Genomic DNA, 24,764 nt, shown 5'->3' on the forward strand with positions numbered 1-24,764 from the left:
GTGAGAATCGTGAACAGAGTTCGGATCGTCGCTGCAGGCCGTCTCCGACGATGCGTCACCGCACCCCCTGATGTCTCGTCAGTTTCCTCAGGACACAGGGAAGTGCAGCAGACGCGGGTGACCTACGGGGCGGCTAGACGTCGACTACGCGAGAACGGGTGAGAAAACGCACCCCCTCGGGTGCTTCCAGCGAGAATCCGCTCCCCCTGCCGGGCACCACGTCCACGATCAGCCGGGTGTGGCTCCACACTTCGTACTGGCTGCGGGAGATCCAGAACGTGACGGGCGCCTCGACCCCGTCCACCGCCAGCTCGGCCAGCAGCACGTCCGAGCCGCCGGTGCGGAACTCGCCGTCCGGGTAGCACATGGGCGCGCTGCCGTCGCAGCAGCCGCCGGACTGGTGGAACATCAGCGGACCGTGCTCGGCGTGCAGCCGGCGCACCAGGTCGGCCGCCCTCGGCGTGAGTTCCACCCGCGGCGGGGCTGTCGTGTCGTCGTCCATGGTTCACCCTCCTGGGCCGGATCCGGCGGACCTCCCAGTCTCACGCCCGAGCATCCCTTCCTGACAAGAGAGTTGCGTCAGAAGTGCTGGGAGTTCTTCCGTGAACCCGGCAGGGTGGGCCGGGGCTGACCGGTGCGGCTCAGGAACCGGGGACCAGGTCCGTGACGAGCCGTTCCAGGAAGGGCAGGGCCCGCTGGCTCCAGACGGCCAGTGCGACTGACGCGGCCACGGCGGTCAGGGCAACCGGGCCCAGCGGGGTGCAGCCGAAGAACTGACTCGCTCCCGGTGTCTCGATGAGCGCGACCAGAACGGCGGCCGAGCCGAGCGAGGTGAGACGCACCAGCGTGCTGCCCCGGCGGTCCAGGAGGGTCTGCACGAGCTGGGTACCGACCACCGCGGCCAGCGCCATGGTGCCGGAGCGGCGGGGCGTTCCGGGGGTGACCCGACCGAGGAGCCAGGCCAGCAGCGCGCCGGCGCTGGTCGTCAGGGCCCGGTGCCGGATCTGCTCGATCAGGGGCGCTCCGAGCACGTCCGACGGCGCCCCGGGATCCGACCGCTCCTCCGGCTCCTTCGGCGTGACGGCCACCGCCATCGCCGGGAACAGGTCGGTGAACAGGTTGACCAGCAGCATCTGCCGGGTGGACAGCGGGGCCCGGCCGGCCATCAGGGTGCCGAGGATCCCGAAGCCGATCTCGCCCGCGTTGCCGCCGATCAGGATCGCGACCGCGTCCGCGACGCTGTGCCACAGTGCCCTGCCCTCGCCCACCGCGTCCATCAGCACCGTCAGGTCGTCGTCGGTGAGGACCAGGTCGGCGGCGTTGCGGGCGGCGGCGGAGCCCTGGGCGTTGATACCCACGCCGATGTCGGCGGCGCGGATCGCCGCCGCGTCGTTGGCGCCGTCGCCGACCATGCCGACCACCCGCCCGGCATCCCGCAGCGCCTCGATGACCTGAAGCTTCTGTTCCGGTGCCACGCGCGCCACGACACCCGCGTCGCGCAGCATCCGGGCCCTGCCCGCGCGGTCGGCCGCGGCGAGGTCGTCACCGGTCACCACGACCGTGTCCGCGGGCCAGCCCAGCTCCGCGGCGATCGACCGGGCGGTTCCCGGGTGGTCGCCGGTGAGCATCACCGGCCGGATGCCCTCCTCTTGGAGACCCCGTACCAGGGCCGTCGAGGTCTCCCGGGGCGTGTCCGCGAGCCCCAGGAGTCCGACGAACTCCAGGTCCTCCAGGGGCTGTTCCAGAACCTTCTGGGCGTCCTCGGCAGCACCGAGCCCGCGTTGGGCGACGGCCAGGACGCGCAGTCCCCGGCCGGCCAGCTCGTGCGCGACCTCAGAGGCGTCCCCGGAGAGCCCACGACAGGCGGGCAGCACCGTCTCGGGCGCTCCCTTCAGCACCAGCACCCGCCGCCCGGCGCCGGCCCGGCCGACGGCGGCCGCGTAGCCGCGGGCCGCCTCGAACGGCAGCCCCTCGGTCTGCTCCCAGTCCGGGTCGGGCGCGGCCGCGTCGAGGACCGCCGCGTCGGTGACATGCTCGGGCGGCCGGGCGCCGTCACCGACCTGCGGGCAGGCCCGGGCCGCCACCCGCACCGTGCCGGCCGCCGCCTCGTCGCCGGCCGCGAGGACCCTCCCGTCCGCGTCGGTCGCCCGGGCCAGGCGCAGTTCGTTCGCGGTGAGCGTGCCCGTCTTGTCGAAGCAGACGGTGTCCATCCGGCCCAGCGCCTCCAGTGCGCGGGGCGCCCGGACCAGGACCCCGCCCCGGCTCAGCCGCCGGGCGGCGGCCAGCTGTGCCACCGTCGCCACCAGCGGCAGCCCCTCCGGTACGGCGGCCACGGCGACGGCCACGCCGCCGCCGACCGCCTCCCGGATCGGGGTCCCGCGCAGCAGCGCGAGACCGGTCACCGCGGCGCCGCCCGCCAGTGTCAACGGCAGCGCCTTCGCGGTGAGTTCGTGCAGCCGGGCCTGGACTCCGGCGGCCGGGGGCGTTCGCGCGGCGAGGTGAACGGCGCGGGCGGCCTCGGTGCGCTCGCCGGTGTCGACCACGACCGCGCGCGCATGACCGGCGGCCACCGTCGTGCCCTCGAAGACCATGGAGTGCCGGTCGGCCACCGGGACGTGCGGGGTCGCGGCGGTGTGCTTCTCCGTCGGCACCGACTCGCCGGTCAGCGCGGACTCGTCGACCTCCAGGCCGTCCTCCGAGAGGACCCGGGCGTCGGCCGGCACCACGTCGTCGGTGTGCAGGTCGATCACGTCGCCGGGGGACAGGCGCACCGCGTCCACGGTGTGCGTCTCCGGATCGCCCGGGGCGTCCGCGACCCTGGCCTGCCGCTTCTGGTCCGCGAGCAGCCCGGACACGGCTTGTTCGGCCCGCAGCCGCTGGATACCGCCGACCAGCGCGTTCAGGTCGAGCGCACCGACCACCAGGAGCGCGTCCACCGCCGATCCGACGATCGCGGACGCGGCCGAACCGACGGCGAGCACCGGTGTCAGCGGGTCGTCCAGTTCACTGCGTACGGCGTGGGCGAGCCGCCGGATCCACCGCACCGGCACGAGCACCGGGTGTCCGGGCGGCCCGGTGGCCTGCTGCCGCTCCTCGGGCGGTGCCGCCTCCCGCTCGTGCTCCAGCCGCTCCAGGGTCTCCCGCGGCCCGAGTTCGTGCCAGTGCACCCGGGCCCGGGGGTGCGGCGCCTCGGCCCGCGCCACCCGCAGGGCCGCCCGGATCGCCGAGAGCAGCGCGGCCGCGGCGGCGCCGTCGACCGGCGCGTGCCGCAACCCGGGCAGTGCGGCCAGCCGGCCGCGTCCGCCGCGCGACTCGCCGACGGCCACCAGCAGCCCGGAGAGCGCGGCGCCCGACCGGGCCAGGGTCCCCGAGCGGCGGCCCACCCGGCGGGCGGCCGGTATCGCGCTGAGCAGCCGCCACACATCGGGCAGTCCGTGCAGAGCGAGGGCGTCCGCGCTCCACACGACCGCGCTGTCCGTGTCGGTGAGCGCGACCGCGATGTCACCGGCCAGCAGACCGGCCAGCAGTACCTGGTCCCGGGCCGACCACAGCCGGGCCACCGTGATCACCGCGCCGGCGTCCTCCGGCAGCGAGTGGACCACGTCGTCCAGGGGCCGACGGGCGTCCACCACCTGGTCGGCGAGGCCCGTGAAGTCCTCCAGCGCCGGGTCGTCGACCAGCACGACCCGCAGTCCGGCTCGCCGGGCGGCGTCCAGCACCGGTTCCGTCCAGGGATCGGCCTCACCCTCCTCGGTGCGCACCGCCGACGGATGCAGCACGATCGTGCCGGCCAGTTCCAGTTCCCGCAGCCGCTCCGGATCGCGGACGAGCAGCCCCGAGCGGGCCAGCACGGCACCGAGTACCGCCTCGAATGCGGTCGGCCCGTAGCGGGCGGCCTTCGGCGAGCCGGCGAGCACCGCTTCGGCGGCCTCGGCGACCCGCTGTTTCACCAGCAGCGTCGCCGCCGCGCCCAGCACACTGCCGGCGGTGGCGTGCGTGGCGTACTCCTGGGCCGGGGTGGTGCGCAGGGGCGGGCGTGGCCGACCACCGTCGCCGACGCTCGGCCGGTCCGGGGTGCACAGCTCGTCCTGGAAGAACTCGAAGGCGGATGCCCGGGCGACGGTGTCCGCGAGCTGGCAGCCGCGCAGCACGGCGTCGAGCAGCAGCGCGGTGGGCGTCTGCCCCGCGGCGTGGGCCGCGGCGTTCGCACAGGTCAGCAGCAGGTCCGTGGCATCGGCACCCAGGCGGGCGCGGAGCAGTCCACGGAAGCGTGGGTTCTCCCGCAGTACCGTCACCAGGGCGGTCACCACCCGCGAGGAGGGTGGCAGCCGCAGGGTGTAGGCGGCGATGCCCACGCCGGTGCCGACAAGATCGGCTGCGAGGGTCGCCAGCGCCGCCCGGACCCCTCTCGGGTCGGCCGGATGCGTGACCTCCTCGGGGCCTTCTCCGGCGGCGACCAGACCGTGCCGGGCGGCGAGGTCGGCCGCGCGCTGCATGACCTCGTCGGTGACCGCCTCCTCGGCGGCGGCCACCACCAGACGGCCGAGGCCTTCGTCCCAGTAGGCGAACAGGACGTCCGGGTGTTCCGTCAGCACCTCGGCGACGTGCGCGGCGAGCCGGTGCGCGCCGCCCGCGGCCCGGGCCTGCTCCGGGTCGGCCGCGCGCAGGGAGAAGTGCGCGCGGGCGCCGGAGCGCCACTGCCACTCGGCGCCGGCCAGCGTGTTGCGTGCCGCCCTGGTGAGCCGGGTGGCCGTGTCCAGGCTCCGGACACCGGCCCGTGCGGTACCGGCCGCGGCTCCCGCGACCGCGCCGACACCCTCCGTGGCGACCCCGGCCAGCAGCCGGGGCGCCGCGGAGAGGGCCCGCGCGGCCACGGACGGCACCGCCTGGAGACCGAGCGCCATCACACGTCACCCCCGGCCCGGATCAGCTGGACGGCGGCGCGACCGGCGCACCGGGCCCCGCGTCCGGCTCCCCGCCCGACTCGGCATCGGCGGGCGGGGCGACCGGAACCGGCGCGGCGGTGGGCGGTACCGACTCGGCGACGGGCAACGGCCCCGGCCCGACGCCACTCACGCCCGACTCGGCGGCGGATGAGGCTGGTTCGGCGGCGGGGGTGTCCGACTCCGCGGCGGGCCGGGCCGGTTCGCTGTCAGGTGCACCCGACTCGGCGGTGGGTACGGCCGGTTCGGCGACGGACGGCGGGCCCGGCTGGGTGGCAGGCGTGTGCGGCGCGGCGGTGGGCGGGGCCGACTCCGAGGCGGGCGGGCTCGGCTCGGTGTCGGGCGCGCCCGGCTCCGCGGAGGTCAGGCCCGGCTCGGTCGAGGGCACTGTCAGGCCGTGGGTGCCCGGCTCCGGCATCTGGTCCTCCCGCACCGGGCCCGGCGCTGCCGTGCCCGTGGCCGTCTCCTGCGCCGTCGCCGCGTCGCCCATGGCCACGTAGGCGCCTTGACCGGTGCCGGCCGTCGGGTCGTCGGTCGCCTCCGGCGGCGCCGTCCGCGGGCTCTGCCCCGGCCGGGGTTGGGTGAGCCAGGCGATCGCCGCACCGCTCAGCGCGACGGGCCACTCCACGACGCCTGCCACGCCCAGCACTCCCGCACCGGCGTACACCGCCATTCGACGGCTCCGGGGCGAGACGACGCCGATCTTGTCCAGCGTTCCTTCGGCGGCCCTGGTGACGGCCCCGGCGCCGGGCACCTTGCGCACCGCCGAGGCCGCGTTCCGCAGGGGCGCGGTGAGGGCCGAGGACGACTTCTGCTCAGCCATGACTACTCCTCGTCAATGCCGGGATCACACTCTCTGGCCGCCGAGTTCCCCGCACCGCGGTGCCCATCCGGAATTAATCGGGCATATCGGAAGTCTCGCCCGAACGTGACGGGCTCGCCCCTGTCGAAGTCCTTCGTGCCCCCTGGCCTGCCCTCTTGACCTGGGCATGCCCGCATCTCTAGCCTCTGTCTTCATACGGAGACACTGTCTCTGTATGTGGGCGTCAGTCCGTCCTGGATGACGTCAGAGCCCGTAAGGACGTTCTCCCATGAGCCAGCCCGTCGTCACCCGCTTCTCCGTGTATCCGGTGGCAGGCCGAGACTCCATGCTGCTCAACCTCTCCGGCGCCCACGCCCCGTACTTCACCCGCAACGTCCTGGTCGTCGAGGACTCCGAGGGCCGGACCGGGCTCGGCGAGGTGCCGGGCGGGGAAGCCATCACGCGGACTTTGCGGGACGCGGAGCGGCTGGTCGTCGGCGCGCGACTGGGCGACTGGAAAAGGGTGTTGCGGACCATGGGGGAGGAGTTCGGCGGGCGGGACGCCGGCGGCCGCGGCGCGCAGACCTTCGACCTGCGGACCACCGTGCACGCCGTCACCGCCGTCGAGTCCGCCCTGCTCGACCTGCTCGGACAGCATCTGGAGGTGCCCGTCGCCGCCCTGCTCGGCGACGGCAAGCAGCGCGACTCGGTACGGGTCCTCGGCTACCTCTTCTACGTCGGCGACCCCGGCCGCACCGGCCTGGACTACCTCCGCGAGGCCGACTCGGACGTGCCCTGGTACCGGATCCGCCGCGAGGAGGCCCTGACCCCGGAGGCCATCGTCCGCCAGGCGGAGGCGGCCCACGACCGTTACGGCTTCCGGGACTTCAAGCTGAAGGGCGGGGTCCTGGCCGGCGCCGAGGAGGTCAAGGCCGTACAGGCACTGAAGCAGCGCTTCCCCGAGGCCCGGATCACCCTCGACCCCAACGGTGCCTGGTCCCTGCGCGAGGCCGTCGAGCTGTGCCGGCCGCTGCTCGGCACCCTCGCCTACGCCGAGGACCCCTGCGGGGCCGAGGACGGCTACTCGGGACGCGAGATCCTCGCCGAGTTCCGCCGGGCCACCGGGCTGCCCACCGCGACCAACATGATCGCCACCGACTGGCGGCAGCTCACCCACGCCCTCGCGCTCCAGTCGGTGTCGATCCCGCTCGCGGACCCGCACTTCTGGACCCTGCGGGGCTCGGTACGGGTGGCGCAGCTCTGCCACGAGATGGGCCTGACCTGGGGCTGCCACTCCAACAACCACTTCGACATCTCGCTCGCGATGATGGCCCACTGCGGTGCCGCGGCCCCCGGCGAGTACAACGCCCTGGACACCCACTGGATCTGGCAGGAGGGCCGGGAGCGGCTCACGGCCGAGCCGCCGCGGATCGTCGGCGGCGAGGTCGCCGTCACCGACGCCCCCGGGCTCGGCATCCGCCTCGACACGGACCGCCTGCTCGCGGCCCACGCCCTCCACCAGGAGAAGAACCTCGGTGCGGGCCGGGACGACGCGACCGGGATGCGGTACCTGGTGGAGGACTGGACCTTCGACCCCAAGCGACCCTGCCTGGTGCGGTGAGCCGGCAGGCGCTGTGGGGTGAGCCGTCAGGGGCTGTGGGGTGAATTGTCAGGGGCTGTGGGGTGGGTTGTCAGGCGCTCCGCGCGGCCGAGGGCTGCTCGTCCCTGCTGGGCTGGGCACCCGCCGCCCTGAGCGTCGGCTGCCGCCGGGGCGTGCGCAGCAGGACCACCGCGACCAGGGCCGCCAGCAGGGTGAGGCTGCCCGCCGTGATCAGGCACAGCCGCATGCCGTCCAGGAAGGAGTCGCCGAGCGCCCCCATGGCCTGTCCGGTCTCCGCGCCCAGGTCCAGTCCGGCGACCGCGCCGAGACCGTCCGTCTGCGCGACGGAGACGATCCGGTCCTGGACCGCGCCGCCCACTCCCGCGTCGGCGAGGTGACCGGGCAGCGCGTGGAGCGCCCGGGTGGTGAGCAGGGCACCCAGGACGGCCGGCCCGAGGGCGCCGCCGACCTGCCGGAAGGCGTTGTTGCCCGCGGCCGCCATGCCGGCCAGGTGATACGGCACGGAGGCCACCGCGGTCGCCGTCATCGGCGTCATCACCAGCCCCATGCCGAGGCCCAGCAGGGCGAGCCGCCAGGCGGCGGAGCCGAAGGAGGTGTCGGCGGCCAGGCCGATCAGCGCGAACTGGGCGGCGGCGACCATCAGCAGACCACCGGTGATCATCCAGCGTGCCGAGACCCGGTGCATCACCCGCCCGGCCGGTCCGCCGACGAGCAGGGCGGCCCCGGTGACCATCAGCAGCCGCCAGCAGGCCTGCAGCGTGTCCAGCCGCTGCACCATGCCGAAGTAGAGGCTGAGTACGAAGAAGAACCCGATCAGCGCCAGGAAACTGGTCATCGCCACGAGCGTGGTGGCCGTGAAGGCGGGACTGCGGAACAGGCTCAGGTCCAGCATCGGGCTGTCACTGCGCCGCTCCGCCAGCACGAACGCGACCCCGGAGACCACGGCGGTGAACAGCGCCACCATCACCTTGACGTCGGTGAACGAACCGGCGCCGCCCTCGATCACGCCGTACACCAGCGCGGTGATCGCGAGGGTGGCGGTGATCTGCCCGGGCCAGTCCAGCCGGCGCCCGTGCGGAGCGCGCGAGTCGGACAGCTGCCGGGCCGCGATCGCGACCGAGAGCAGCGCGACGGGGACCGACGGCAGGTAGATCCAGCGCCAGGAGAAGTGCGCGACGACCACACCGGCGACGACCGGACCGACCGCCAGGGCCGCCATCAGGCAGGTGGCCCAGATGCCGATGAACTTCCCGCGCTCCCGGTGGTCCGGCACCGCATGGCTGATCAGCGCCAGCGTGGTCGGCAGCAACGCCGCCGCACCGAGCCCGGCCAGTGCCTGCCCGGCCCAGACGACCTCGACGGAGTGCGCGCACAACGCGGTGACCGCGCCCGCGGCCGAGAACAGCAGACCGGCCTGGAAGACCTTCTTGCGCCCGTGCACGTCCCCGAACACACCGGCGGTCAGGATGAACGCGGCCATCGGCAGCACGAACGCGTCCTGCACCCACGACAGCTGGGCCGTCGAGGCGTCCAGTGCCGCTTGCAGGGCGGGCAGGCTCACGGCGACGGTGGTGACCGGCAGATAAGCGACGAAGACGCCCAGGCAGGCCATCACGATCGTGGCCGTCCGCCGCTCGACCGGCCCGCTCGCCGGTGTCGTGAGATTCACGGAGACACTCCTTCGCGGCGCACGGCACCGCGCTCGTAGGCCGCCCGGCATCCCCGGCGGCCCGCTGTCGACCGGGCCTCCGAGGGGAAACCCGCCGCCATAGCATCCGGTCCGAGGCCGCACAACCGCCAACCCCACCCCCGTGCACCTGCGAAAGCCTCCATTTTCTCGTCTTCTCATGTCAGAATTCCGCCATGCTCGACACCGTGGACAGGAAGATCCTCCGCGCCCTGCAGTGCGCGCCCCGGCTGCCCTTCCGCCGGATCGGTGAGGTGGCCGGTGTCTCCGAGCAGACCGCGGCCCGCCGTTACCAAGCGCTGCGGCGGGCCGGCGCACTGCGGGTCCTGGGCCTGGTCAACCCGCGGGTGTACGGCACCGTGGAGTGGGCCACCCGCATCCGCTGCCGCCCCGACCTGGTCCGCCCGCTCGCCGACAGCCTGGCCCGGCGTCCCGACATCGCCTACGCCCATCTGGCCTCGGGCGGCTCGGAGATCTTCTGCGTCATCCGGGCACCGCTCGACATGCAGCGCGACGACGTCCTGCTGCGGCAGCTGCCGCGGGCCGCCGCGGTCCTGGACATCACCGTCGACCTGCTCATCCACTCCTACGGCACGCCGGGCAGCAGCGAGTGGACGGGCTACGGCGACAACCTCGACCCCGAGCAGGTCCGGCAGCTCACCGCGGAACGGCCGGCCCCCGCCCCCGGCCCCCCGCCGCCCCCGGCCGAGGAGGACACCCCGCTGCTCGACGCCCTCGCCGAGGACGGCCGTACCACCCAGACCCGGCTCGCCGAGCTGACCGGCTGGTCGCCGGCCCGGGTGGCCCGGCGCCTGGAGGCGCTGGAGGGCTCGGGCACCCTCACGTACGACGTCGAACTGCTCCCCGAACGGCTCGGCCACCACCTCAACGCCACCGTCTGGCTGCGGGTGGCCCCCGCCCGGCTGGAGCGGGTCGGCGAGGAGATCGCCCGCCATGAGGAGGTCGCGTTCGTCGGGGCCATCAGCGGCGAGCACAACCTGATGGTGATCGTCATCGCCCGGGACGCCGAGGACTTCTACCGCTATCTGACCACGAGCATCGCCGCGATCCCGGGCATCGACGGCTACAGCGTCAGCATCCGGGTCCGCCGCCTCAAACAGGCCGCCTCCCTCATCTCCCACGGCCGCCTGGTACCACCGCCGGGCTAGGCACCGACGACGGTTGAGGTTGGTTGCTTGAGCACGCTAATCTTCCCCGGATGGCCGCCGATGATCCACTGACCGCTCAGGAAGAACGCCTCTGGCGCGCGCTGATGCGTGTCATCGTCGCGCTGCCGCGCTCACTGGACGACGACCTGCTGCGGTCCACCGGGCTCACCCTCACCGAGTACGTCGTCCTGATGAACCTCTCCGAGGCCGAGAACCAGGAACTGCGGATGACGGACCTCGCCTCGGCCACCGCACTGTCGGCGAGCCGCATCACCCGCGTCGTCGAGGCGCTCCAAGGACGCGGCCAGGTGGCCAAACGGCGTTATGAGGGCGACGCCCGCGGCAATGTCGCCAAGCTGACCCCCGAGGGGCTGAAGCGGCTCCAGGACGCCTACCCCGTGCATCTGGCGAGCGCCCGCAAGCGCGTCATGGACCTGCTCGACGGGCGCTCGGTGTCGGCCATGGCGCGGCAGTTCGAGGCGGTCGTGGAGAACCTCGACTGAGCCCCGCGGGCGGGCACGGAACCGCTCGCCGGCGCCCGGCCACCGGTGCGGGGGTATTTCAGGCCGTGGTCAGCGGCTTGACGAGGGGGGCGGGCCGGGCGGGGTGGAGCTGCCTGGTGATCTCCGTCAGGTCGGCGATGAACATGCCCGCGAGTTCGGCGGTGAACCCGGTGCGTACGACCAGACGCAGCACGGAGACGTCCTGGCAGGGGGCGGGGAAGGCGTAGGCGGGCAGGTGCCAGCCGCGTGCCCGCATGGCGTGGGAGACGTCGAAGACCGTGAAGCCCTGGGTGCCGGGCGCCAGGCGGAAGGCGAAGGCCGGGAGTTCGGAGCCGTCCGTGACCAGTTCGTAGGGGGGAATGGAGCGGATGCGGGTGGCCAGCGCACGGGCCGTCGTACGGCTCTGGGTGGCCAGCTTCCGCAGCCCCTCGAAGCCGTAGCGCAGGAAGCTGTAGTACTGCGCGACGACATGGGCGCCCGGACGGGAGAAGTTGAGGGTGAAGCTGGGGTTGCTGCCGCCGAGGTAGTCGACCTCGAAGACCAGGTCGTCGGGGAGTGCGTCGGCGTCGCGCCACAGGGCCCAGCCGAGGCCGGGGAAGACGTGCCCGTACTTGTGCCCCGACGTGTTGATGGAGGCGACGCGTTCGAGCTGGAAGTCCCACATCAGGCCCGGGTCGAGGAAGGGGGCCACCATCGCGCCGGACGCGCCGTCGACGTGCACGGGGATGTCGGTGCCGGTGGCCGCCTGGTAGCCGTCCAGGGCCAGGCAGATGTCGGCGACGGGTTCGTAGGAGCCGTCGAAGGTGGAGCCGAGGACGGTGACGACGCCGATGGTGTTGTCGTCGCAGTAGGCGGTGAGGGTGTCGGGCGTGAGGTGGTAGCGGCCCGGCTCCATCGGGACGTAACGCGGCTCGACCTCGAAGTAGTTGGCGAACTTCTTCCAGCACACCTGGACGTTCGCGCCCATCACCAGGTTCGGGCGCGCGGTGTCCTTGCCCTGGCCGCGGCGGCGCTCCTGCCAGCGGCGCTTGAGCGCGAGCCCGCCGAGCATGGCCGCCTCGCTGGAGCCGGTGGTGGAGCAGCCGCGGACCCGCTCCGGGTGCGGGGCGTGCCAGAGCCTGGCGAGCATCCGCACACAGCGCTCCTCCATGGCGGTGATCTGCGGGTACTCGGCGCGGTCGGCGAGGTTCTTCTCCGCCGTCTCCGTCATCAACTGCCGTGCCTGCGGCTCCATCCAGGTCGTCACGAAGGTGGCGAGGTTGAGCCGGGGATTGCCGTCGAGCATCAGCTCGTCACGCACCCGCCGCAGCACCAGGTCGGGCGAGGCCGCCGACTCGGGCAGCTCGTCGACGGGCGAGAGGAGGTCGGCGGCGGAAGCGCTCAGGGTGTCGAACTCGGTCGCGGTCAGGACGTCGGTATTCGGGAGGACGTCGGTGTTCGGGATGGGCATGCGTGCCTCGGTGCTTTCTGGTTCGTGTGGCCCCCGTGCACTCCGACGCTAGATCGCCGTGCGGTCCGACATGTCTGCCGATTACACCGATCCAGCGATCGGTTTGCGCACTGATGAACTGAATTTTCCCTCGCCCATACTGGGCCCGGGCGGCGGTGCGAAGGAGATGGTTCCGGTGGGACGCCGGTCGCCGGGCCGGGTGCCGGCGGCGAACGGCATCGCGCTCTCCGCCACGTAGGCCGGCACCGTCCGGCTCACTGGGAACCCTGGCCGGCCCGCCCCCGGCGCGATCTGCGGGCCTCCAGCAGCAACGGCACCACGGAGAGCACGACGATCGCGCCGACCAGCGGCAGCAGGTAGTCGTCGACGTGGGAGACCGAGGAACCCAGGGCGTACCCGGCGAGGACGAAGCTCTGGGACCACAGGATGCCGCCGACGCTCTGCCACAGGGTGAACGGCCGCACCGGCACCCCGAGCGCCCCGGCCGCCGGGTGCAGCACGGAGCGCAACATCGGCACGAAACGGCCGATGACCAGCGCCTTTCCGTACCCGTAGCGGGCCAGCAGCCGTTCCGCGCGGGCCGCTCCCTCGCGCACCCGGGGCCGGGAGGTGCGGGCGAGCAGCGGCCGTCCGCCGTGCCGTCCGATGAGATAGCCGACCTGCCCGCCCGCCACCGCGCCGACGGCCGCGCACACCAGCACCTGCCACAGCTCCAGCCGGGGCGGCCGGTCCGCGGTCGCCGCACACAGCACACCGGCCGGGAACAGCAGGGTGTCGCCCGGCAGGAAGAACCCGACGACCAGCAGGGCCGACTCGGCGAAGATCACCGCCAGCACGCCCAGCGCTCCGAAGGCAGCCAGCAGCGAGGCGCTGTCCGTCGGATCGACGGCGATCACCACGCTCGCCTCCCCGGCCCGCTCGCCCACTGTCTCCTTCCCCCCAAGTGTCGCGTGAAGACCCTCCGGAACTCTTCTCCAACACCGCGCTCCGCGCCCCCGGAGCAAATGATCAGCCGGAGAGCACCCGGTACGCCGCTGTCGGCCGCTTCCGTCGGGGCCACCGCGACGCGTACGGCCGGTCGCCCCGGTGCCGGCCGGGGGACCGGGCCGTCCGACGGCGTCGCCGCCGGGCCGCGGGTGCGCTACCAGGTGAGGGCGGTGGACGCGTCGCTCTGCCAGTAGGTGACGCGCAGGGCGCTGTCGATGTGGACGCCCTTGGCCGGCAGCGCGACCTTGGTGCCCGTGCCCGGGAACTCGAGGTCGCGGTTCTGGAAGTAGATCCGCAGGGTCTTCGCGGTGTGGCCGCCCTCGCCGCTGCCGTCGGCGCTGGAGAGGGTCACACCCGCGTAGCCGGACTTCCCGGGGGCGAGGGTGACGACGGCCTGCGGCTGCGACTCGTCGATCACCGGGGGCACGGCCTGTGCGTCGGTGAACTGCAGGGCCGGGTAGCCGTACAGGTCGCAGGCCTTGGTGCCGGTGTTGGTGACGGTCAGGAGCAGGTGGTTCAGCGGACGGGTCACGGTCTGGGCCGTCACCTTGGTGTTGGCGCCGGTGCACGTGACCGGGGCCGCCGCCTTCTTGGCGACCGCCTTGGCGACGGCGGGCCGCGGGGCGGCCTGGCCGGAACCGCCCGCCGCCAGCGAGAGCGCGGCGGCCGCGGCGAGGGTGGCGGTGACAAGAGCCGTACGGCGACGGGTGGTCTGAACGGACATGCGGGATTCCCCCTGCGAGAGAGATCTGAAGAGCGCGCCACTGGTCGAGGTGGATCGCGCCGTCGGACGACCACACCATCGGCCGAGATCCGTCCCGGCCGCCACCCCGCCACGCGATCACGGGACACTGGAACGTTCGCACCGACGCTGACCTGCACGAACAGCATGTCCCTGGAACGGCCGGACGGGACGGTTCGTCAAGTCGCCCCCTGCGTACGGCAGATGAGATGCCCGAGTACGATCATCACAAGTTCGGTCTGTATCTCTCACCGGCGCGACGGAGTTGCCATGACGACCAGCCCACAGCCGTCCGTGTCGATCGACACCAGCAGGGCGCACCCCGCCCGGGTCTACGACTGGCTGCTCGGCGGCAAGGACAACTACCCGGTGGACGAGGCCGTCGGCGAGAAGCTGCCGCCCCAGGCACGCGACGCCGCCCGCCAGAACCGTCAGTTCATGCACCGGGCGGCGGCCTGGCTCGCCACGCAGGGCATCGACCAGTTCCTGGACATCGGCACCGGCATTCCCACCGAGCCGAACCTCCACCAGATCGTGCAGGACGTCATACCGTCGGCCAAGGTCGTCTACACCGACAACGACCCGATAGTCCTTCGGCACGCCGAGGCCCTGCTGATCAGCCGGCCCGAGGGGACGACGGACTACATCCAGGCCGACGTGCGCGACCCGGAAGCGATCGTCGAACACGCCCGGCACGTCCTGGACTTCGACCGGCCCGTCGCCCTGTCGCTGATCGCGCTGATGCACTTCATCACCGACGAGCAGGACGCCCACGGAATCGTCCGGGCCCTGGCCGGCACCCTGCCGGCCGGCAGCCATCTGATCCTGTCGCACGCCGCGTCCGACCTGTATCCGGAACTCGTCGAACGGGTCGTCGCCGAGTACGCGCAGGCCGGCATCCGGCTCGCCTTCCGCACCCGCTCGGAAGTGGCGCGGTTCTTCGACGGCATGAGCCTCGTGGAGCCCGGCCTGGTGACGGCGACGGAATGGTTCGCCGCCGCCCCGGCCACCGAACCGGAGGGCAGCGGCATCTACGCGGGAGTGGCCCGCATCGGCTGACACCGCCCGGCCCGGCACCTCCGCCACGCGTACCGCTTCGTTCGCCGCTGTCAACGGAGCCGTCACCCGTTCGGATTGCTGTCGGACGGAGAATCCTGTGGGATGCCTGAGGGGCGTACGGTCACTGGATCGCCGCTGTTCGAGGGCGGACAGCAGAGGAACGGGAGGGGACCGGACCATGGCGAACAGTTCTGGCGAGGAATGGCAGGCGCGGGCGAAGTGCCGTACCGCCGACCCTGAGGAGTTGTTCGTCGAAGGGGCCGCCCAGAACCGGGCGAAGGCCGTCTGCACGGGGTGCCCCGTGCGCACCGAGTGCCTCGCGTACGCCCTCGACCACCGTGTCGAGCACGGTATCTGGGGCGGTATGACGGAGCGTGCCCGACGCGGTCTGCTGCGCCGCCGGCCGACGGTGACCTCCTGGCGTGCCCTGCTGGAGACCGCTCGCACCGAACACGAACGGCCCGCCGCCGACGGCCACCTCCCGGGGCAGGCCTGCTGAACATGCGGCCCCCAGGGAACGCGGCCCCCGTACAGGAGAGGGCGCCGGCGTCACCGTAGGGGCACGGGACACCACACGGCCGACCCGACCTGCCGCCCACGGCCACCGCGTCCCCGCGCGGTGTCGGCCGTGCTGCCGCGCCCGCGTGCGGTGTCACCGGCGGCCCCGCGTCCCAAGTGCGTCCCAAAGCGGGCGGATCGTCCCTGGTGGTCGCGGCAACGGCGTCCCAGCCTCCCGCGACCGGCGGAACTCCTCCTCGGACGGCACCGCCGTCGATAGCGTCTGCGCCGCTCGTTCCAGAGCGCCCCGGCAGCACGCCGGAGACCGTGGATCACCGAAGGGGACCCCCAGTGATGAGCAAGGGTACGTTGCACGACCGCGCCGGCAGGACACGCGCCGCGAAGCGGGGGACCATGACCGCGAGACCGGGCTGGAGAGTCAGAGCCGGCGTCTTCGCCGCGACGACGGCGCTCCTCTCGGCGGGCACCCTGCTCGGTGCCGCCCCCGCGTCGGCGGCCCCCGCGGCGATCAGGCTGACCTCCGCGTCCTGCCCCGACGAGATCTTGCAGGGCCAGGTCAGCGGCTGCGTCACCGAGTTGCAGAACCTGCTCAACGCGCACGGCGCGGGTCTGACGGTGGACGGCAGCTTCGGGGCGAACACGCTCTACGCGGTGCGCCAGTACCAGGCCTCCACCGCGATCGCCGTGGACGGACGGGTGGGCCCCCAGACCAAGGCCAAGCTGTACGCCACCGGCGGATCGGCACCGTCGCCCATCAATCTCAACTCCTCGTCGTGCCCGGCCAACATCGTCCAGGGCAACAAGGGCGGCTGCGTCACCGAACTGCAGCGGCTGCTGCGGCACTTCGGCTACTCGATCGACGTGGACGGCGACTTCGGCTCGGCGACGGACAGCGCGGTCCGCAACTTCCAGTCCACGCACGGCCTTTCCGTCGACGGCCAGGTGGGCACGAACACCAAGCGGGAGCTCTACGACACCGACGAGTCACCGTCCACCGCCCTGGACCTGCGGTCGGCGTCCTGCCCGTCGAACATCGTGGAGGGGGAGAGCGGCGGCTGTGTCGCCACGCTCCAGGCACTGCTGAACGGCAAGGGCCAGCACCTCGACGTGGACGGTCAGTTCGGCCCCGCCACCCTGGCGGCCGTGAAGTCGTTCCAGTCGGCGGCGGGCCTCTCCGTCGACGGTGAGGTCGGCCCCAACACCAAGGCCGCCCTGTACTCGAACATCAGCACCGGCGGCGGCAGTGGCGCACCGGCACCGATCAACCTGAACTCCGCCTCGTGCCCCAGCAACATCGTGAAGGGCCAGAAGAGCGGCTGCGTCACCGAGTTGCAGAGCCTGCTCAACCACCACGGAGCGGACCTCGCCGTCGACGGCGACTTCGGACCGCTGACCGAGAGCGCGGTCCGCGACTTCCAAGCCGAGAAGGGCCTGTCGGTCGACGGCCAGGTCGGCACGAACACCAAGGCCGCCCTGTACGGCGCGGTCACCCCGCCGTCCTCACCCGCGCCCGGAGGCGGGTACAGCAAGATCCTGGACGTGGCCGCGGCCGAGGTCGGCACGGTCGAGGGCAGCGCGCGGGCGAACAGCTACGGATCGGCCGTGGGCCTGTCGCTGTCCACCAGCAACTACGCCTGGTGCGCGACCTTCGTGAGCTGGGTGGCCAAGCAGACCGGCGCGAGCTCCTACCGCAACACCTACGTCTCGGGCTGGGTCAAGCAGGCACGGGCCGGCAACTACCACCTCTCGGTGACGACGGATCCGCAGCCGGGCGACATCGTGGCCTTCGACTGGAACGGCGGCAACGACTACACCGGCGGCCACGAGCACATAGGCATCGTGCGGACGGTGAGCGGCGGCTCCAGCTTCACGACCGTCGAAGGCAACACCAGTAATCCCAACGGTGGTTCGGACGGCGTCTACGTCAAGACCCGCAGCACGAACAGCGGCTACGACGTGCTGTTCATCCGAGTCCGCTGACCGCAGGATCCGGGCGCCCGGAGGAGAGCGTTCCTCCGGGCCACCGGAACACGGGCCCGCGGGAGGCGACTCACTCTCCGTCCGGTCGGCGAACCGTGACGTCCGCCGACCGCATACGGGCACGCAGCCGTGTCATGACGCGGAGGGCCTGGGCGGCCGGTGTCGCGTCATCGAGGTCGTCGGTCACGGCCACTTCGACTCCGCCGCTGAAGCGTGCGGTGTAGTTGTACATGAAGCTGCACAGGCAGGCCATGACGGTGCCCAGGACCACCTCCAGCGTGACCACCCCGGTCGCGATGAAGAGCGTGTCCGAGGGTGTCGGCCAGGCGCCCGGGGCCACGATGTCCAGGATCACCGACGTGCCGAGCATGGCGCCGAGGACGCACACGCCCAGGCCCCCCAGGAAGAGCGAACTCATCACCGTGACCGACCAGGGGTTGGTCCCGGTGATGCGTATCCGGGTGGGCGGCTCCGGAGGGGCGTGGGGGAGGGGGCGGTCCCGGACCGGCGCCGACGGCGGCGCTGCGGGGCCGGGTGCCGTGGGGGCGGGCGCGATGGGCGCGGTGCGGGACGCGGTCCGCGGCACCGGCTTACCGGTACTGCTGCGCTTGATTCGGCTCATGTGCACTCCCTGGCTGGTCCACACCTGCGACGTTAGGTCCAGCCGTGCCGCCACGCATCCCCGACGATCACCGTGCGTGAGCGGGTGCGGGGAACTCCGTACCACCTTGGCGCCCGGGAAACCGGCGTCACCCCCGGCACCTTCCCGATTCAACTCACCTTTCTCCTCGCCGGATATGGCATGCCCCTACGAAGTTCTCCGTAATTCACGTGCTCGCGCAGGTGACAGGGCTGGTGGCCGGCGAAATTCTCCTGAATCATCGTGAAATAGCAGTACTGCAACCGGCTCGTTCCGGTTGCGAACCGATATCCGTCGGCAGGGGGAGGAAAAAGATGAGCGATGAGTCGAACGGGAATACGGACGCCGATAGCGCGCTCCGCAGGCGCGTTCTCTTCGGGGGCGTTCTGGCACTGGCGTCCGGTGCGGTGCTGGGCGGGGCGGCGAACGCCTTCGCCGGGACGAACGCGGCGTTCCGCTGGTGCCGACGCTGCCAGGGCCTGTGGCGCCCGGGCGCGGGGGACAACGGTCACTGTCCGGTGTCGCACTGGTGGGACCACAGCCACTACGTCGACGGCAGCGGCGTGTATTGGTTCGTCGACCAGGGCGGCGACTACAGCCACGACGGCAGGACCAACGGCAACCTCGACATGAAGTGGTGCCGGACCTGCAAGGCGGCCTACTGGGACGCCGGCGGACCCACGCTGTGCCCCAACAACTCGCGGGGCCACACCCCGTCGCCCGAGACGTACCGCGTGGAGACGTCCCGGGACTTCAACCCCAGGTACCGGCACCAGGCCGGCTGGCGCGCGTGCCAGAACTGCTTCGGGTACTTCTTCATCGGCAACGGGCTGGGCAGGACCCACTGCGCCACCGGCCGTTGGCACGTGCCGCTGACGGTGAACCGCAGGGAAGTGGAGCTCCTGCCCCGCTACGGAAACCCCCCACGCCGCTGACGACCGCCACCCGGGGGGGCTCCTTTGACCCGGGTGTGACGCGCAGCCGGACGTGCCGTTGTCAACGTGCCGACCCACTTTGTCCACGCGGTCACGAGCCGCTGGAGATCGGAGCGCTGTTCCTTCGACAGCAGGTCCTGACCGGTCAGCGCACGACGCGGTAACGGTGCTCGGGACGCCCGGTCGCTCCGTAGCGCAGTTCGAGCCGGACCATGCCTTCCTTGACCAGGTAGGACAGATAGCGCTGGGCCGTGGCACGGGACACCCCGGTGCGTTCGGCCGTCTCCGCGGCCGACAGGGCGTCGTGCGCGGTGCGCAGGGTCTGGTGCAGCAGGGCGAGCGTCGGCGCGGAGTGGCCCTTGGCGGGGACCCGGGGCACGGCGGGCGGGCGGGCCGCGCTGAACAGGGCGTCTACGTCGGCCTGTTCGGTCTCGGGGACCGTGCCCAGGGCGTCCATGCGGTGCTGGAGCTCGCGGTAGGCGGTGAGCCGCTCGGCGAGATCGGGCGCCCCGAAGGGCTTCACCAGGTAGCCGACGGCACCGAGTTTCATCGCGATCCGCACCGAGGTGATGTCCCGGTCGGCGGTGATCATGATGGCGTCGGGACGGTCGCCGCCCTCGTCCCCGCTCAGCCGGCGCAACACGTCGAGCCCGCTGCCGTCCGGCAGGAAGATGTCGAGCAGCAGCAGGTCCGGGTGGAGGACGCGTACCGCGTCCAGCGCCGCGCCCACGCTCGCCGCCTGGCCGACCACCTCGAAGCCCTTGACGCGGGACGCGTAGTCGCAGTGGACACGGCTGACCCGGAAGTCGTCGTCCACCACCAGGGTCCGGATCACCAGCCGTCACCTCCTGAGACGCCGTCCCGCGCGCCGACCGGCACCGGCAGAGCCGTCGTGAACAGGGCGCCTTGCGGGGCTGGGGCGGTGTCGGGCACGGGCAGCGTCAGGGTGAAGACCGCGCCCGGCCCTTCGCTGACCGTGATCGTGCCCCCGTGCCGCTGTACCAGCCGGTGGACGAGAGCGAGTCCGAGTCCGCGCCGCGCGGTGCCCCGGTCCGGACGGGTCGACCAACCGTCCTCGAAGATCGACTCGACGGTGCCCGGCGGGATGCCCGGCCCGGTGTCGGCCACCTCCACCCGCACCACGCCGACGGCCTCGATCAACGACAGCCGCACCTCGGGACCGCCCGGCCGCGCCGGGCCGGTCGCGGACGCGTCGATCGCGTTGTCCAGCAGGTTGCCGACGATGGTCAGCAGCCGGCGCAGGTGCGGCGGGTCCTCACCCAGGGCGGAGTCCTCGCTGAGGACGATCCGCACCCCGCGTTCCGCGGCCACGGTGGTCTTGGCGACGATCAGACCCACGAGCAGCGGGTTGCCGATCCGTTCCCGTACGGACTCGGTGAGCGCCTGCTCGGCGCCGGCCGTCTCCACGGCGAACTCGTAGGCGGCGGCGTGGTCACCGATGTCCAGCAGCCCGGCCACCGTGTGCATCCGGTTGGTGAACTCGTGCTGCTGCGCGCGCAGCGCGTCGGTCAGGCCACGCACCGAGTCCAGTTCGCGCAGCAGCCCGATGAGCTCGGTGCGGTCGCGGACGGTGACCACGGCGCCCAGTTCACGGCCGTGCAGGGCCACCGGCATCCGGTTCACGACCAGGCAGTGGCCGTCGGTGAGCACGCTGATGTCGCTGCCCGTCAGGGTGCCGTCCAGGGCGCGCCGCAGCCTCCCGTCCGGCAGTACCTCGGCCAGCGTGCAGCCGAGCGCGGTACCGAGGCCGAGCAGGTCGCGTGCCTCGTCGTTGACGACCGTGATCCTGCCCTCGGGATCGAAGGCGACTACTCCCTCACGGATGCCGTGCAGCATCGCCTCCCGGTCCTGGAGCAGCCCGGCGATCTCCTCCAGTTCCAGTCCGAACGTCGTCCGCTTGAGCCGCCTGGCCAGCAGGAACGCCGCCGTCGAACCGAGCGCGACGGCGCTGGCGCTGTACACGCCGAAGGTGGGCAGCTCACGCCACAGCTCGCCCAGCACGTAGTGCTCGGGAATCCCCGCGGACACCTCGCCGACCAGCGTGCCGGTGGGGCCGTACAGCGGGGCCTTGCCGTTGGCGGAACGCCCGGTCGCGCCCTGGTCGGTACCGACGTGGGTCCTGCCGTCCAGCACCACGATCTGATCGCCCGTCGGTTCACCGATCAGGGCCGGATCGGGGTGGGAGTGGCGGATGCCGCGCAGGTCGAGCACGACCACGTACGAGGCACCCGAGGCCCTGCGGATCCTTTCGGCCACCCTCTGCACCACGTCGCCGCCACCCCCGTACCGCATGGCCTGGCGGATCTGCGGTTCGGCGGCCGTGGTCCGCGCGATGTCCAGCGCCCGCTGCTCGTAGGCGCGGTCGATCTCGCCCCGCTGCGCGAACGCGAACAGCACGAAACCGATCATCCCGGTCAGCGCCAGAATGGTCAGCTGGCTGGCCAGGATCCGCGCGGAGAGCCGCCCCTTCCCGCCACGGCCGGGCACCGGGATACGGATGGGTTTCACAGGTGTCCCTGCCTGCCGTACGGGCCGGGCGCGGCCCCTGCGCCGCACCCGTGGTGGCGTGATTGTGCCCCCGCCGTCCGCCTTCTGCCCACCCCCGGACCGCTGAGCAGAACGAGCAGAACCCCGGCTAACACAGCTAACGCGGGATACGGATGAAACAGCGACGTAACACCCGGCGGCCCCTAGCGTCTGCCTTCCTCGACCCCCGAGGTCCGACCCCCGAGGTCAGGAAGGAGACAGCTTCAGATGGCTTCGCTAAACGATGCCGCGGTGAGTCCGGTCGCCGGGAGAGCCGGCCAGGACAGCGCGCGAGTCGAGATCTCCGGGCTCACCAAACGATTTCTGACTCCCGCAGGTGAGGTGTTCACGGCGCTGGAGGATGTCTCGTTCACCGTGGAGCCCGGCCAGTTCTGCGCGGTGGTGGGCCCGACGGGCTGCGGCAAGTCCACGACGCTGGGCATGGTGTCCGGGCTCGACCGGCCCAGTGAGGGCTCGGTGAAGGTCGGCGGCCGTGAGGTGGACGGCGTCACCGACGGCGTCAGTTTCATGTTCCAGGCCGACGCGCTGCTGCCCTGGAAGACCGTGCTCGGCAACGTGCTGATGGGCCCCGTCTTCCGCGGGGTGCCCAAGCGGCAGGCCCAGGCCTCGGCGCGCGACTGGCTGCGCCGGGTGGGCCTCACCGGGTTCGAGGACCGCTACCCGCACCAGCTCTCCGGCGGTATGCGCAAGCGCGTGGCCATGGCCGCCGCGCTGATCAACGAGCCCCGGATCCTGATCATGGACGAACCGTTCGGTGCCCTGGACGTGCAGACCAAGGCGATCATGTCGACCGAGCTGCTCGGTCTGTGGGAGCAGATCCGGCCGTCGGTCATCTTCATCACCCACGACCTCGACGAGGCCGTGGCGCTCGCCGACCGGGTCGTCGTCATGACGTCCAGCCCCGGGTCGGTCAAGGCGGTCTTCGACATCGACCTGCCCCGCCCGCGCGGCTCGGTGCAGGAGATCCGCTTCCAGCCCCGCTTCATCGAACTTCAGCACCAGATCTGGGACTCGCTGCGCGAGGAGGTGGAGCGCGCCTACGCACGCACCGCAGGAGGTACGGCATGAGCACGACGTCCGCGGTGTCCCCCGCTCCCGCCAAGGGCAGCGCACAGCTCTCCGCGGGGGCCGCCGCCAGACGCGCTCGCCGGCGCCGTGCCGGCCTGGTCTGGGCGGGCCGCATCGGCCTCGCGGTCCTCGTCATCGGCGGCTGGCAGGCGTTCACCACCTGGGGGATCGTCGACCCGTTCTTCTTCGGGCAGCCCTCCGGCATCGCCAGACGACTGACCGACCTCTTCCGGCACGGCACCGAGTTCGGATCCTTCTACGCGAACATCTGGACCACGCTCCAGGAAGCACTCGTCGGCTTCGCCGTCGGGGCCGCCGCCGGTGTGGTCTTCGGTGTAGCGCTGGGCCAGAGCCGCTTCCTCGCCGACGTCCTCGGCCCCTACATCAAGATGGTCAACGCGATCCCACGGATCGTCCTCGGCTCGATCTTCATCGTCGCGTTCGGCATCGGCGTACTGCCGAAGATCCTGCTCGCCGCGGTGCTGGTGTTCTTCATCGTGTTCTTCAACGCCTTCCAGGGAGTGCGCGAGGTCGACCGCAACATCCTCGCCAACGCCAGGGTGCTCGGCGCCTCCCAGTCGCAGATCATCCGGCACGTCACCGTGCCGTCCGCGCTCACCTGGATCATCGCCAGCCTGCACAGCGCCTTCGGTTTCGCCATCGTCGGCGCGCTGGTCGGCGAGGTGCTCGGCGCGCAGAGCGGCCTGGGCCTGGTGATCAAGACCGCGCAGAACAACTTCGACCCCAACGGCGTGTTCGCGACGATGCTCGTCATCTCGGTCATCGTGCTCGGCGCCGAGTGGCTGATCGGCAAGCTGGAGCACCGGCTGCTGTCCTGGCGCCCGCCGGCCCCCTCCGAGGCGTCGAACGCCCTCTGACCCGGCCCCTCACCTCAGCTCCTTCCCCCTGCTCCTCCCTGTCCCACCCCAGCAAAGGAATGTGGCCTGCCATGTCCAGACGACCCGTCGCCGTCGCCGCGTCCGTCCTCACCGTCCTCGCCCTCGGCGCGGTCAGCGCCTGCTCCGGCGGTTCCGGCAGCAGCACCGCGAGCAGCGGCTCCGGCTCCACACCCACCGTCAAGCTCATGGTCGGCGGTATCGACAAGCAGATCTACCTGCCCTACCAGCTCGCCCAGAACCTCGGCTTCTACAAGAAGTACGGCGTCGACGTCCAGCTCAGCACCGAACAGGACGGCGGTGTCGGCGCCGAGGAGGCCATGGCCTCCGGGCAGGTGGACATGGCGGGTGCCTGGTACAACCACACGATCGAGTTCCAGGCCAAGGGCAAGGCGGTCGAGGACGTCGTCCAGCTCTCCGGCGCGCCGGGCGAGCGGGAGATGTGCACCAAGAAGTCGGGGGTCACCTCGGGCGCGGATTTCAAGGGCAAGTCCCTGGGGGTCACCGACCTGGGCTCGGGCACCGACACCCTCACCCAGTTCCTGGCCGCCAAGAAGGGCGTCACGCTCAGCCAGTTCCACCGGATCGGGGTCGGCGCGGGCTCCACCGCCATCGCCGCGCTGCAGAACGGCAAGGTCGACTGTGTGATGACGACGCAGCCGACGGTCGCCGCGATCGAGAAGAAGGGTGTCGGCACCTCCGCGATCGACCTGGCCACCACGCAGGGTGCCACGGCCGCGATGGGCGGTGCCTTCCCCGCGGCCAGTGTGCTCGCCCGCACCGACTGGGTGAACGCGCACAAGGACACCGTGCAGAAGGTCGTCGACGCACTCGTCGCCACCATGCACTGGATCAACACGCACAGCGCGGCCGACATAGCGAACAAGCTGCCCGCGTCGTTCGTGTCGAACCAGCTGGTGACCAAGGCCGACTACGTCAGCGCCCTGACCGAGGACAAGGGCCAGTTCCTCCCCGACGGCATCATGCCGGCCGGCGGTCCGAAGACCTCCCTGGCGACGGAGCGGCTGGTCGGCAACGTGAAGGGATCGGTGGACCTCGGCAAGACGTTCACCAACGACTTCGCCCTCCAGGCCAACAGGACGGAGGGCTTCAAGACCACCACGACGCCGGCCGGACCGACCGGCTGATCCCCACCGGACCCGGGGCCGCCCAGGCGACAGCCACCCGGCGGCCC

Annotated in this window: 20 protein-coding genes; 10 read left to right on the plus strand and 10 right to left on the minus strand. The window is 72.1% G+C overall.

The genetic code is table 11. The features are described from left to right. Positions 1-133 precede the first annotated feature (133 nt). From MB828_RS07205 to MB828_RS46810, 3 genes are all read right to left on the minus strand, one after another. Positions 134-502 carry a DUF779 domain-containing protein gene (locus tag MB828_RS07205; RefSeq protein ID WP_133024871.1) on the minus strand — a complete coding sequence of 123 codons (369 nt, stop codon included), beginning with the start codon at positions 500-502 and terminating at the stop codon, positions 134-136. Between the two features lie 139 nt (positions 503-641). Continuing rightward, positions 642-4,904 carry a cation-translocating P-type ATPase gene (locus MB828_RS07210; protein ID WP_301647415.1) on the minus strand — a complete coding sequence of 1,421 codons (4,263 nt, stop codon included), beginning with the start codon at positions 4,902-4,904 and terminating at the stop codon, positions 642-644. Between the two features lie 22 nt (positions 4,905-4,926). Then, positions 4,927-5,766 (minus strand): hypothetical protein, encoded by an 840-nt coding sequence (locus MB828_RS46810; protein ID WP_430381341.1) that lies wholly within the window; start codon positions 5,764-5,766, stop codon positions 4,927-4,929. 268 nt (positions 5,767-6,034) lie between these two features. Here MB828_RS46810 and MB828_RS07220 point away from each other — a divergent pair, with 268 nt between their 5' ends. Further along, on the plus strand, positions 6,035-7,366 hold the full coding sequence (locus MB828_RS07220) for an enolase C-terminal domain-like protein (RefSeq protein WP_301647416.1): 1,332 nt from the start codon (positions 6,035-6,037) through the stop codon (positions 7,364-7,366). 70 nt (positions 7,367-7,436) lie between these two features. Here MB828_RS07220 and MB828_RS07225 read toward each other — a convergent pair whose 3' ends face one another. Beyond that, entirely contained in the window at positions 7,437-9,035 is a 1,599-nt protein-coding gene (locus MB828_RS07225; protein WP_301647417.1) for an MFS transporter, read from the minus strand. 194 nt (positions 9,036-9,229) lie between these two features. Here MB828_RS07225 and MB828_RS07230 point away from each other — a divergent pair, with 194 nt between their 5' ends. Both MB828_RS07230 and MB828_RS07235 read left to right on the plus strand, forming a co-directional pair. Next, complete coding sequence (locus MB828_RS07230; protein WP_301647418.1) at positions 9,230-10,222, plus strand: Lrp/AsnC family transcriptional regulator; 993 nt, start codon at positions 9,230-9,232, stop codon at positions 10,220-10,222. Positions 10,223-10,272: 50 nt separating this feature from the next. Beyond that, positions 10,273-10,725, plus strand: coding sequence for a MarR family winged helix-turn-helix transcriptional regulator (locus tag MB828_RS07235; RefSeq protein ID WP_301647419.1), 453 nt, complete (start codon positions 10,273-10,275; stop codon positions 10,723-10,725). A gap of 58 nt (positions 10,726-10,783) precedes the next feature. Here the strand turns inward: MB828_RS07235 and MB828_RS07240 are convergent, their stop codons facing one another. From MB828_RS07240 to MB828_RS07250, 3 genes are all read right to left on the minus strand, one after another. Then, a complete protein-coding gene (locus MB828_RS07240; RefSeq protein WP_301647420.1) occupies positions 10,784-12,175 on the minus strand; it encodes a glutamate decarboxylase in 1,392 nt (463 codons plus the stop codon). A 254-nt stretch (positions 12,176-12,429) separates the two neighbouring features. Further along, positions 12,430-13,071, minus strand: a complete 642-nt coding sequence (locus tag MB828_RS07245) for a DedA family protein (RefSeq protein WP_301647494.1) — start codon at positions 13,069-13,071, stop codon at positions 12,430-12,432. A 245-nt stretch (positions 13,072-13,316) separates the two neighbouring features. Continuing rightward, the gene (locus tag MB828_RS07250) at positions 13,317-13,886 is read right to left on the minus strand and encodes a DUF4232 domain-containing protein (RefSeq protein WP_301647421.1); all 570 of its coding nucleotides are present in this window, start codon (positions 13,884-13,886) and stop codon (positions 13,317-13,319) included. A 288-nt stretch (positions 13,887-14,174) separates the two neighbouring features. Here MB828_RS07250 and MB828_RS07255 point away from each other — a divergent pair, with 288 nt between their 5' ends. The 3 genes from MB828_RS07255 to MB828_RS07265 all read left to right on the plus strand — a co-directional run bounded on the left by MB828_RS07255 (position 14,175) and on the right by MB828_RS07265 (position 17,462). Then, a complete protein-coding gene (locus tag MB828_RS07255; RefSeq protein ID WP_301647422.1) occupies positions 14,175-14,963 on the plus strand; it encodes an SAM-dependent methyltransferase in 789 nt (262 codons plus the stop codon). A 178-nt stretch (positions 14,964-15,141) separates the two neighbouring features. Next, positions 15,142-15,462, plus strand: a complete 321-nt coding sequence (locus tag MB828_RS07260) for a WhiB family transcriptional regulator (RefSeq protein ID WP_301647423.1) — start codon at positions 15,142-15,144, stop codon at positions 15,460-15,462. A gap of 413 nt (positions 15,463-15,875) precedes the next feature. Further along, positions 15,876-17,462: a peptidoglycan-binding protein gene (locus MB828_RS07265; RefSeq protein ID WP_301647424.1), complete on the plus strand. Its 1,587-nt coding sequence runs from the start codon at positions 15,876-15,878 to the stop codon at positions 17,460-17,462. Positions 17,463-17,532: 70 nt separating this feature from the next. Here MB828_RS07265 and MB828_RS07270 read toward each other — a convergent pair whose 3' ends face one another. Then, positions 17,533-18,084: a DUF3566 domain-containing protein gene (locus tag MB828_RS07270; RefSeq protein ID WP_301647425.1), complete on the minus strand. Its 552-nt coding sequence runs from the start codon at positions 18,082-18,084 to the stop codon at positions 17,533-17,535. Between the two features lie 332 nt (positions 18,085-18,416). Between MB828_RS07270 and MB828_RS07275 the strand changes: the two genes are divergently transcribed. Continuing rightward, entirely contained in the window at positions 18,417-19,037 is a 621-nt protein-coding gene (locus MB828_RS07275) for a hypothetical protein (RefSeq protein WP_301647426.1), read from the plus strand. Between the two features lie 145 nt (positions 19,038-19,182). On the opposite strand, the gene MB828_RS07280 is transcribed toward MB828_RS07275, so the two are convergent. Together MB828_RS07280 and MB828_RS07285 are read right to left on the minus strand one after the other, a co-directional pair. Further along, positions 19,183-19,872, minus strand: coding sequence for a response regulator (locus MB828_RS07280; protein WP_301647427.1), 690 nt, complete (start codon positions 19,870-19,872; stop codon positions 19,183-19,185). Next, on the minus strand, positions 19,869-21,566 hold the full coding sequence (locus MB828_RS07285; RefSeq protein ID WP_301647428.1) for an ATP-binding protein: 1,698 nt from the start codon (positions 21,564-21,566) through the stop codon (positions 19,869-19,871). The genes MB828_RS07280 and MB828_RS07285 overlap by 4 nt, the downstream gene beginning before the upstream one ends. Positions 21,567-21,812: 246 nt before the next feature. On the opposite strand from MB828_RS07285, the gene MB828_RS07290 reads away from it, so the two are divergent. The 3 genes from MB828_RS07290 (at position 21,813) to MB828_RS07300 (ending at position 24,717) form a co-directional block, all read left to right on the plus strand. After that, on the plus strand, positions 21,813-22,673 hold the full coding sequence (locus tag MB828_RS07290) for an ABC transporter ATP-binding protein (RefSeq protein ID WP_301647429.1): 861 nt from the start codon (positions 21,813-21,815) through the stop codon (positions 22,671-22,673). Beyond that, entirely contained in the window at positions 22,670-23,551 is an 882-nt protein-coding gene (locus tag MB828_RS07295) for an ABC transporter permease (protein ID WP_301647430.1), read from the plus strand. Before MB828_RS07290 ends, MB828_RS07295 begins: the two co-directional genes overlap by 4 nt. Before the next feature lie 71 nt (positions 23,552-23,622). Beyond that, positions 23,623-24,717 carry an ABC transporter substrate-binding protein gene (locus MB828_RS07300; protein WP_301647431.1) on the plus strand — a complete coding sequence of 365 codons (1,095 nt, stop codon included), beginning with the start codon at positions 23,623-23,625 and terminating at the stop codon, positions 24,715-24,717. The last annotated feature ends 47 nt before the right edge of the window (positions 24,718-24,764 follow it).

It is taken from the genome of Streptomyces arenae, assembly GCF_022343545.1.
Lineage (GTDB): Bacteria > Actinomycetota > Actinomycetes > Streptomycetales > Streptomycetaceae > Streptomyces > Streptomyces humi.

Coding starts and splice junctions, on each gene's coding strand:
- MB828_RS07250 (WP_301647421.1), bottom strand. CDS start 13,886: ATGTCCGTTCAGACCACCCGTCGCCGTACGGCTCTTGTCACCGCCACC.
- MB828_RS07260 (WP_301647423.1), top strand. CDS start 15,142: ATGGCGAACAGTTCTGGCGAGGAATGGCAGGCGCGGGCGAAGTGCCGT.
- MB828_RS07235 (WP_301647419.1), top strand. CDS start 10,273: ATGGCCGCCGATGATCCACTGACCGCTCAGGAAGAACGCCTCTGGCGC.
- MB828_RS07300 (WP_301647431.1), top strand. CDS start 23,623: ATGTCCAGACGACCCGTCGCCGTCGCCGCGTCCGTCCTCACCGTCCTC.
- MB828_RS07290 (WP_301647429.1), top strand. CDS start 21,813: ATGGCTTCGCTAAACGATGCCGCGGTGAGTCCGGTCGCCGGGAGAGCC.
- MB828_RS07220 (WP_301647416.1), top strand. CDS start 6,035: ATGAGCCAGCCCGTCGTCACCCGCTTCTCCGTGTATCCGGTGGCAGGC.
- MB828_RS07295 (WP_301647430.1), top strand. CDS start 22,670: ATGAGCACGACGTCCGCGGTGTCCCCCGCTCCCGCCAAGGGCAGCGCA.
- MB828_RS07205 (WP_133024871.1), bottom strand. CDS start 502: ATGGACGACGACACGACAGCCCCGCCGCGGGTGGAACTCACGCCGAGG.
- MB828_RS07255 (WP_301647422.1), top strand. CDS start 14,175: ATGACGACCAGCCCACAGCCGTCCGTGTCGATCGACACCAGCAGGGCG.
- MB828_RS07270 (WP_301647425.1), bottom strand. CDS start 18,084: ATGAGCCGAATCAAGCGCAGCAGTACCGGTAAGCCGGTGCCGCGGACC.
- MB828_RS07230 (WP_301647418.1), top strand. CDS start 9,230: ATGCTCGACACCGTGGACAGGAAGATCCTCCGCGCCCTGCAGTGCGCG.
- MB828_RS07210 (WP_301647415.1), bottom strand. CDS start 4,904: ATGGCGCTCGGTCTCCAGGCGGTGCCGTCCGTGGCCGCGCGGGCCCTC.
- MB828_RS07240 (WP_301647420.1), bottom strand. CDS start 12,175: ATGCCCATCCCGAACACCGACGTCCTCCCGAATACCGACGTCCTGACC.
- MB828_RS07275 (WP_301647426.1), top strand. CDS start 18,417: ATGAGCGATGAGTCGAACGGGAATACGGACGCCGATAGCGCGCTCCGC.
- MB828_RS07265 (WP_301647424.1), top strand. CDS start 15,876: ATGACCGCGAGACCGGGCTGGAGAGTCAGAGCCGGCGTCTTCGCCGCG.
- MB828_RS46810 (WP_430381341.1), bottom strand. CDS start 5,766: ATGGCTGAGCAGAAGTCGTCCTCGGCCCTCACCGCGCCCCTGCGGAAC.